A 2,038-nucleotide genomic window follows, 5' to 3' on the forward strand; every position below is an offset into this window, starting at 1 on the left:
AGGTGATTATCTTCCCTGTCCTGATCTGGATGATGGCATAGGTGGAGAAACTCCTACCCTAGAAGACTGTGAATTTCTGCAAATGATGGGATATGATGTGGAGTGTGTTATAGATCTCTTTGAAATCAAAAAGGATTCAACTTTCATTGGAACTACCGCAGATTGTATTTATGAAAAGCTGAAGTCTATAGATGGGTTCAAAGACCTAGCATCAGGGTTTGAAGGTCTTGGGACAGAATTTGATGTGGTACTTAAAATAGGAGCAACACAAAATGCATCAGCCAATGGCCAAGCATGGTGGAGAGGCTCCAATCAGCCAATAGAAATTACCTTCAATGAAGATAGAATGAATAGATCTGCTTTAGAAGTAGCTAGGACTATCGTTCATGAGATGGTACACGCAGAATTATATAGGGCGATCAATACTACTAATCCCACAGAAAAGGAGCTGGATTTTAGAGAGACCTTCAATACTTATGTAATGATGTACAGAGGCTCAGCTGATCAACAACATAACCTGATGGCTGATGAATGGGTGACTAAGATGGGGGAGATTCTAAAAGATGTTCATCAAATGTTGGATTACAATAATTTTGCTAGTTCAATGTTAGCTGTTTATCCAAATGGAGTCCCTGATAGTTTTTACCAATCATTAGCTTGGGTCGGGTTAGAAGGCACAATAGCTTATCAATTAATGGAAAGTATAACTTCAAACCCGCCAATAAAGAGCCCTATTGAAATCATAAATGATGCTAAAATGGCAATTAGCGATCTAGGAAACAAAAATTGCAATTAGTTATGAAGTCAACTAAAATTATTATTGTTGTGGTATTTTTTATCATCTGTCAGGGCAATCTATTTGGTAAAACAATTTCGGTGAATGATACTATCATAGTATTTGTTGATAGGTATTTGAAAGATACAGAATTCACAAAAAAAATAAGCGAATACAATAGTTTAGAAAATAAAGCTGAATTTGAGGTAAGAGTGTTTAGAAACAAATATATGCATCCAAGTTTTTACCTCTATATTGCACATATTCCTATTATTGGGCATAAAAAGAAATCCTTTACATTGAATGAAATTAAAAAGTGTGAAATTTTATGGGATAAGAAGTTGGAATATCAGGATTGGTTTGAAATCAGCAATCAAGACCAGAAAATATATTTTATGATATTTGAAGATCAAATATTGAATATGAACCGATTTATATTAAACTATGAATTCAACGCTTTTCAGGTAAAGATTACTACGGGAGCAGTAGAGTAGAATGGTTGATTGGGTAATTGTATCAATAATTAATTATGAAAGCCTTAACACTTATTCAGATAATAATATTATTAGTTTCTTCTCCGACTCCAGTGTTTGATAAAGAAGTTCAGGAAGTTTTTATTCTAGTAGAAAGGAATGCAGATGTTAGGTCAAGAATCTATTATTTAGAAAAGGATATGCACCATTCAGTTAGAATAAATTTTGATACCCCTAATTATTCGGCTCACATGATGCATATATCATCAAAAGCAAATCACTTCAATTATAGTCATGAAGAAATCGAAATCAGTAAAAAGGAAATGATTAATTCCAAAGTTCTTTTTGCAGAAAAATTGACCTTTATGGAATGGAGTGAGTTAGAACAAATTGGGTTGAATCAGAAGATTTACATGATCTTTCAAGAGGATTACCTATCTAAGGAGCGATTTGTTTTAAATCATAAGTTTAAAGCCTTGGAAGTTCGTGTTACAGTAGATGGGCCGATATAAAGGTAAAAACAAAGCCCCAAGAAATCCTTAGGGCTTTGTTTATTTAAAAGAGAAAATAATGTTCTTGATATGCTTTATTGATGTAAGTAGGAGTTCCATTTTTATTCCATTATTGAAAAGTCTTAAAAAAATATTTTGATTATTCTAAAACTTAATTTTTCCTCAACCCATTGCACATTTCTTAGATTGTCTTTCAAAAAATACCTACAAGTAGGTATTTTTTGCTATTAAAATTTGGGGTAATATTGAAAAACTAAAATATAATATTATGAAAATAA

General features: G+C 32.3%; 3 protein-coding genes. All 3 read left to right on the forward strand.

Going from position 1 to position 2,038, the window contains the following annotated elements:
* Positions 1 to 796: hypothetical protein (locus MM213_RS20530; protein ID WP_241414758.1), on the forward strand; the 796-nt coding region annotated here is incomplete at its 5' end.
* 2 nt (positions 797 to 798) lie between these two features.
* A complete protein-coding gene (locus MM213_RS20535; RefSeq protein ID WP_241414759.1) occupies positions 799 to 1,269 on the forward strand; it encodes a hypothetical protein in 471 nt (156 codons plus the stop codon).
* Between the two features lie 35 nt (positions 1,270 to 1,304).
* A complete protein-coding gene (locus tag MM213_RS20540; RefSeq protein ID WP_241414760.1) occupies positions 1,305 to 1,760 on the forward strand; it encodes a hypothetical protein in 456 nt (151 codons plus the stop codon).
* Positions 1,761 to 2,038: the final 278 nt, after the last annotated feature.

The sequence above is a fragment of the Belliella alkalica genome, assembly GCF_022549785.1.
GTDB lineage: Bacteria > Bacteroidota > Bacteroidia > Cytophagales > Cyclobacteriaceae > Belliella > Belliella alkalica.

Bases quoted from the DNA above. Each gene is read 5' to 3' on its own strand.
- MM213_RS20540 (WP_241414760.1), top strand. From the start codon at position 1,305: ATGAAAGCCTTAACACTTATTCAGATAATAATATTATTAGTTTCTTCT.
- MM213_RS20535 (WP_241414759.1), top strand. From the start codon at position 799: ATGAAGTCAACTAAAATTATTATTGTTGTGGTATTTTTTATCATCTGT.